We start from the raw sequence: 6049 nt of genomic DNA, 5'->3' as shown, positions 1-6049 counted from the left end.
ATCGGCTGGTTCAGTTGCAGCGTCGCGGTGCGTGTTGCGCGCTGCGTATCTTCCTGAAGGTAAGAAATTTCCGGATTGGGGTATGCGCCCGCCTGTTGGCGAACGCCTTCGTTGGCGTTCACCTCCAGCGCGGCCGCCGCGAGATCCGGGTTATGGGTGAACGCAAGCTCGATGGCCTGGCGCAACGAGAGTCGTTGCACTCCCGCCGCAGTGCTCGCGGTCGGCGCTTGGCTGTATGTCGGTGCAAGCGCAGCCGGTACCGATTCAATGTTCGGGGAGGGGGTCGTGGGCCGGTCCTGGGCCCATGCGGCTACGGGAAGACACAACGCCACACACAGCGTCACGCCGCCCCTCGGGAGTACTCTTCTCATGCAATCCTCGTCGGGAATGGGTCCAATCCGCTCGGGCAATGGGCGCGACGAGACGGATCATGGAATACCGACGAGAGGGAGTGGGCGATCGAAAGTCGATCGGTACGCAGATCACACTGCTTACCCTCGCCGGCTTGTCAGGCGAGGGGGGCTTGGGGCGGACGAAGCAGGTTGTCGCGCGGAGCATCGGAGACAAAAGCCCCGTAAGGGCTGTCATCCGTCCCGGATGCAAAGATCTCGGGCAGGCGTGACTCGTGAAGGATGGCGTGAGTGCAATGGCTGTGTTCGTGTTCGGCACTGCAACTCGCGTCCCACGCCTTGCCTTTTTGCCCCCCGTCCGCTTTCAGGGAATTGCCTTGATGCTCATGGTGATGTGCGTGATGACCGACATGCTGGACGGTAGCCGGACTCTCTTCGTGTAGGCAATACGCTGCCACAACAGCGGTTCCCCACTGCAGCGGCAGAAACAACACGAAAAAAGCGATCACAAGATTACGCACGGAGCCGATTGTAGGTTACCGCGGTTCTGCCGTCACTTCGCCAGCGCGGCCGCGGCGGGACGGACGCACTTTGACCAATGCATCCGAGCGGCGCCACCGCTTGTACCCGGTCATGCAAAGTTGAGTACCGGGAGGGCGTCTTACCTGCGCCTTCAACGCGCCGCTCACCTCAATTGTCACCATAGAGTTCGTCCATGCGCGCGCGCTCTTCGGGCGACATGTTCAGCAGTTCGTTAATGACTTCTTGGCGTGTCTTGCCCGGCCCGGTATTCCTCGACGGGACCGGCAGACCTCGCTGCAGATAGTAATAGCTCCCATCCGCCTTCGCCTGCTCCAGTTCCTTCAGTACCTCGGCGCGGGTCTTGGTGCTCGTGGAATGGTCCGGATGGAAGGTGAAGCCGGCTTCGTTGTTTGCCGGGTGCCACAGCGAATCGGCCAGCGCGGCGGTGGGTGCGGCGAGGACGGCGGCGAACAGCGGCACGAGGGTGGCGGAACGGATCTTCGGCATGATGGGACTCCTTTCGTCGGTAAGTGTGCTCCGCGCGGCCAAGGCGTCGTCAGGCGCCGTGAGGCCGGGCACGGGACGTACTGTAGGAAACCGTCCACGTCGATTCGCGAACACTCCGATTACGAATTCGTAATGTCGGCACGTCACGCACTCCGCGATAATCCGCGCATGAAAATCCTGGTCGTCGAAGACGAGCCCAAGCTCGCCGAATACCTGCGCAAGGCGCTGACCGAGAGCAGCTACGTCGTCGATGTCGCGCATGGCGGCATTGACGGTCGCTACCTGGCGCTCGAAGGACGTTACGATTTGGTCCTGCTCGACGTCATGCTGCCGGGTCTGGACGGTTTCACCGTCCTGCGTGAGTTGCGGCGCGAGAAGAACGTCCCGGTGCTGATGCTGACCGCGCGGGACAAGGTGGAGGACCGGGTGAAGGGGCTGCACGAGGGGGCGGACGACTATCTGGTTAAACCCTTCGCCCTCTCCGAACTGCTCGCCCGCGTACAGGCGCTGTTACGACGCGGCGCCGTTTCGGCGGCAGGCCAGGATCCCACAGTGTTTGAACTGGCCGACCTCGAACTCGATTTGGTCCGGCGCAAGGCCACCCGCGCCGGACAGCGACTCGATCTGACGGCGAAAGAATTCACGCTGCTGACGCTGCTGCTGCGCCGGCACGGGCAGATCCTGTCGCGTACCGCGCTGGCCGAGCAGGTGTGGGACATGAATTTCGACAGCAACACGAATGTCGTCGAGGTCGCCGTGCGCCGATTACGCAGCAAGATCGACGATCCCTTCGAAAAGAAATTGCTGCACACTGTCCGGGGGATGGGCTACGTGCTGGAAGAGCGGGAACCGTGAAAAAGCGCAGTCCGCGTTCGCTCGGCCGTTGGCTGTCGTGGTGGCTGGGCGTGCAGACCTTCATGGGGCTCGGTCTCGTCTGCATCGTCGTCTACGTCGCCACGAGCCTCAATTTTTCGGCCCGGCAGGATGAGGAACTCCGGCACAAACAGCAGGTGATCCGCCACCTCGTGGACGAAATCGCAGGGCAGGACGATCTGGCGAGCCTGCGACACAAGCTCGACGATTTCTTCTTTGGTCATACCGATCTGAGCCTGCGTCTGACTGAGAGGGCCGACGCGCTGATCTACACGACCGCACCGACGGCCGGCGTGTCCGAGCATCAGCGCCGGATCGCGTTCGACATTCCTTCGCCGTGGGCGCGCAGCACGACGCTGCGTGCGGAGATGGCGCTGGATACCGGTTCCGATGCCGAGTTGCTGAAACGCCTGGCGTGGACGCTGCTGGCGAGTGCGTTGGCCGGCGCGGGAATCGTTTCGGCGGGCGGCGCGTGGCTGGTGCGGCGCGCCCTGGCGCCGGTGCATGACCTGGCGCGGCAGGCGGCGGCGCTCGCGCCAGAGAACGTCGGTCAGCCGCTGGACGGTTCCGCACAGGCCGAAGAACTGCAGCCCTTGGTCGCGCAGTTCAATGCCCTGCTCGCTCGATTGGAAAGCGCCTATCAGCAACTCGAAGGCTTCAATGCGGACGTCGCCCATGAGTTGCGCACGCCGCTCGCCACGCTGATCGGCGAGACCGAGCTGGCGTTGAGCCGCGAGCGGAGCGTCGCAGATCTGCGAGAGGTCCTGGGATCGAATCTCGAAGACCTTCACCGCCTCGCAGGGCTCGTCAATGACATGCTGTTTCTGTCGAAGGCCGATCGCGGCGAGCGGGCCCGTCGGGAACCTGTCGGCAGTCTTGCCGCGCTTGCAGCCGAGGTCATCGAATTCCACGATGCCTCACTGCAGGAGGCTGGTGTGGCGGTTCGCATCCGTGGCGATGCCCGGGGGATCTTTGATGCGGCATTATTGCGCCGGGCGTTGTCGAACCTCCTCGCCAATGCGACCCGGTTCGCCGAGCGTGGCTCGGTCATCGATGTGGTCATCGAGCCGGCGCCATCCGGGGACGTCCAGCTTGCCGTCGGCAACGTCGGGCCCACGATCCCCGCCGAACACCTGCCGCGCCTGTTCGACCGCTTCTATCGGGCGGATCGGGCACGCGAACATGGGGATACCAATCATGGGCTCGGCTTGTCGATCGTCGCAGCGATCGCGCGTATGCATGGGGGCAGCACGTTCGCCCACTCATCCGCCGGCAGGACGACCGTCAGCTTCAGTTTGTCGGCCGGAAACCATTAAGCCAGCACATTCGTTCCATTCGATCACCGACGTACCATTGCCGAGTTCCGAATCCATGGACGCGCTGTGACTGGCGGTCATCGGTTGGCTAATCGCAGTTATTCACCTGCTCCGGATCGCCGGTGTCGTGCCGGAATCGTTCAAGGCCTGCCCCCAAGGCGTACCATGTTCTGAATTGCAGATTACTTGGCTCGGTTTCGTGCCCGTTCCGCTGTTGTCCTTCGCTGCATTCTCCCTCATTACCGCGCTGGTGGTGGTGGCGCACATCAAGAATTCAAGATGAATTCGAGAGTCGTGCTCATTGCGTCCGCCGCATTGCTTCTGCTGGTGCTCATCATCGCGACCCAGTTCTGGCAACGGGAGACGCACGATCCGACGACGCAACTCGCCGGGAGAAACCCGGAGATTCTCGTGCGAAGCCATTCCCCGACGCTTGGCGACACGGACGCGAAGGTGCATATCGTGGCGTTCCTCGACCCGGCCTGCGAGACCTGCCGCAGCTTCGATCCCCTGGTCAAGAAACTGATGGCAGCGGCCCCGGGCAGGATTCGGCTGACACTGCGCTACGCCCCGTTCCACTCCGGATCCGATTACGTCGTGAAACTGCTTGAAGGCGCACGAAAGCAGGGCAAGTACTGGGAAACGCTGGAATCGCTGCTGACTTCGCAGCCTCGGTGGGTGGTTAACGACACGGCGCATGCTGAACTGGTGTGGCCGCAGATCCAGCAGCTGGGACTGAACCTTGACCAACTTCGGCTTGACATGGAGGCGCCGGATATCGAGCGGTTGATCGTGCAGGACATGGCGGACGCGCGCGCCTTGAACGTGACAAAGACTCCCGCGCTTTTCGTCAATGGACGCCCAATGCCGAGCTTTGATTACGAGCAGTTGGAGCGGTTGGTCCAGGAAAGTCTCGCCGACGCGTATCGCTGACGATCAGGGTGCCGTTCGATGACAGGAAGCGGACGTGTGCTCATTCCCTGTGACAAGTCAATCGCTTCCCATGTGTCTGAACCGGCGGGCACGGCACGGTACCGTACGAGCAAAACACGCAGCAATCCCCCGGCCGCGGCCTGAATACGGCGTGGCAATGCTCGCACTCATAAAACCACTGGCACGCGTCCGTCGGCATCGTTTCGGTCTTCGCGTGACCGCACGCCGGACAGGACAATGTCGATTCGAGAACGACAACGCTCATTTCATGCTGCCTGCCAAGGTCGAAGGATAGCCCGCGTCCCGGGTAGCGCGGGTCAGAGCCTCGACATTGGTCTTGACGTCGTCGAAGCTGACGGTCGCTTCGTGCTTGTCGAAATCCACCGTGACCTCGGCCACCCCGGCAACCTTGCTCAGCGCCTTTTTGACCGTGATCGGACAAACCGGGCAGTCCATCGTCGGTACGGACAGCGTGACCGTCCTGGGTGCCGCCCAGACCGGTGCCGTCAGCATTGCCGCCATCCACGCCAGCGCCAGTAGCGATGTTCTCACTTTCAGATCTCCTTTCAATAGAACCGGGGAGCGATGGACGGGAAGATCAGCGCGATCAGCACCAACACGGCCACAATGCCGAAAAGCAGCTTGTACATGCTCCTGACCCGCGGCACCGCGCATACCTCGCCTGTCTGGCAGACAACGGCCGGCCGCCAAATTCGTCGCCAAGCCAGCAATAGTGCGCCCAGCGCCACGCCAATGAAGACGGGGCGATAGGGTTCGAGGACGCTCAGATTGCCGATCCATGCCCCGGAGAATCCGAGCGTGATCAGCAGCAGCGGCCCCAGGCAGCAGGTTGACGCGAGGATGGCTGCCACGCCACCGGCGAGCAAGGCGCCGCGCCCATCACTGCGGGTGCGAGGGGGTTTTCCGATCAAGGTCTTCGATTGCATGGTGTAAGCTTACTTCCGTACTTAAGTACGGAGTCAAGCACGATGAAAACTCTATCCGACGGTTTCTCCATCGGTGTTCTGGCAGAGGCGGCACGCGTCAATGTCGAGACCATTCGTTTCTACCAGCGCAAGGGTCTGCTTCCCGAACCTGAGCGGCCGCGCGGCAGCATTCGCCGCTACGCCGATGATGACCTTGCACGCGTGTGCTTCATCAAGTCCGCACAACGGCTTGGTTTTTCCCTGGATGAGGTGAGCGAACTGCTCAAGCTGGAGGATGGCGCCCACTGCGACGAAGCACGCGACCTCGCCGAGCACAAGCTGCAGGCCGTGCGGGCAAAACTCGCAGATCTGCGTAGCATCGAGACCGCGCTCAGCCAGCTTGTGGCCCGGTGTGGGGCGACCCGCGGCGCGGTGACCTGTCCGCTCATCGCCTCGTTGCAGGGGAACACATGATCGAACTGGCAAAACTGAGCGCGCTGTTCGCCGTCACGGCACTGGCCGAGATCATCGGGTGCTATCTACCCTGGCTGGTGCTCAAGCAGGCCAGGACCGCCTGGCTGTTGCTACCGGCCGCAGCGTCGCTGGCACTTTTCGCCTGGCT

The 6049-nt window shown here is 62.5% G+C and carries 8 protein-coding genes and 2 pseudogenes; 5 read left to right on the top strand and 5 right to left on the bottom strand.

The genetic code is table 11. The annotated features are described in order from the left end of the window. Both GO615_RS29065 and GO615_RS26940 read right to left on the bottom strand, forming a co-directional pair. A pseudogene (locus tag GO615_RS29065) lies at positions 1–371 on the bottom strand (cobalt-zinc-cadmium resistance protein); the annotation flags it as partial. 669 nt (positions 372–1040) lie between these two features. Next, positions 1041–1379, bottom strand: coding sequence for a DUF4148 domain-containing protein (locus GO615_RS26940; protein ID WP_169132933.1), 339 nt, complete (start codon positions 1377–1379; stop codon positions 1041–1043). 168 nt (positions 1380–1547) lie between these two features. Here GO615_RS26940 and GO615_RS26935 point away from each other — a divergent pair, with 168 nt between their 5' ends. From GO615_RS26935 to GO615_RS26925, 3 genes are all read left to right on the top strand, one after another. Continuing rightward, positions 1548–2234, top strand: coding sequence for a heavy metal response regulator transcription factor (locus GO615_RS26935; RefSeq protein ID WP_169132932.1), 687 nt, complete (start codon positions 1548–1550; stop codon positions 2232–2234). Further along, positions 2231–3568, top strand: a complete 1338-nt coding sequence (locus GO615_RS26930; protein ID WP_169132931.1) for a heavy metal sensor histidine kinase — start codon at positions 2231–2233, stop codon at positions 3566–3568. Before GO615_RS26935 ends, GO615_RS26930 begins: the two co-directional genes overlap by 4 nt. Before the next feature lie 279 nt (positions 3569–3847). Then, the gene (locus GO615_RS26925) at positions 3848–4501 is read left to right on the top strand and encodes a DsbA family protein (protein ID WP_169132930.1); all 654 of its coding nucleotides are present in this window, start codon (positions 3848–3850) and stop codon (positions 4499–4501) included. Positions 4502–4541: 40 nt separating this feature from the next. Here GO615_RS26925 and GO615_RS29280 read toward each other — a convergent pair whose 3' ends face one another. The 3 genes from GO615_RS29280 to merT are packed head-to-tail and all read right to left on the bottom strand — an operon-like array spanning position 4542 to position 5448. Beyond that, positions 4542–4766 carry a GDCCVxC domain-containing (seleno)protein gene (locus GO615_RS29280; protein ID WP_169132929.1) on the bottom strand — a complete coding sequence of 75 codons (225 nt, stop codon included), beginning with the start codon at positions 4764–4766 and terminating at the stop codon, positions 4542–4544. Beyond that, positions 4763–5053 (bottom strand): mercury resistance system periplasmic binding protein MerP, encoded by a 291-nt coding sequence (gene merP, locus GO615_RS29060; protein ID WP_439328734.1) that lies wholly within the window; start codon positions 5051–5053, stop codon positions 4763–4765. The genes GO615_RS29280 and merP overlap by 4 nt, the downstream gene beginning before the upstream one ends. Positions 5054–5067: 14 nt before the next feature. After that, the gene (gene merT, locus GO615_RS26910) at positions 5068–5448 is read right to left on the bottom strand and encodes a mercuric ion transporter MerT (protein ID WP_169132927.1); all 381 of its coding nucleotides are present in this window, start codon (positions 5446–5448) and stop codon (positions 5068–5070) included. 42 nt (positions 5449–5490) lie between these two features. Here merT and merR point away from each other — a divergent pair, with 42 nt between their 5' ends. Then, on the top strand, positions 5491–5901 hold the full coding sequence (merR, locus tag GO615_RS26905) for a mercury resistance transcriptional regulator MerR (RefSeq protein ID WP_169132926.1): 411 nt from the start codon (positions 5491–5493) through the stop codon (positions 5899–5901). After that, positions 5898–6049: pseudogene (locus GO615_RS26900) on the top strand (YnfA family protein); the annotation flags it as partial. The gene merR and the pseudogene GO615_RS26900, both read left to right, overlap by 4 nt.

The organism is Aromatoleum evansii (genome assembly GCF_012910805.1).
GTDB lineage: Bacteria > Pseudomonadota > Gammaproteobacteria > Burkholderiales > Rhodocyclaceae > Aromatoleum > Aromatoleum evansii.
The sequence above is the reverse complement of the archived record's forward strand: the minus strand, read 5'-3'. Positions and strand labels throughout refer to the sequence as shown.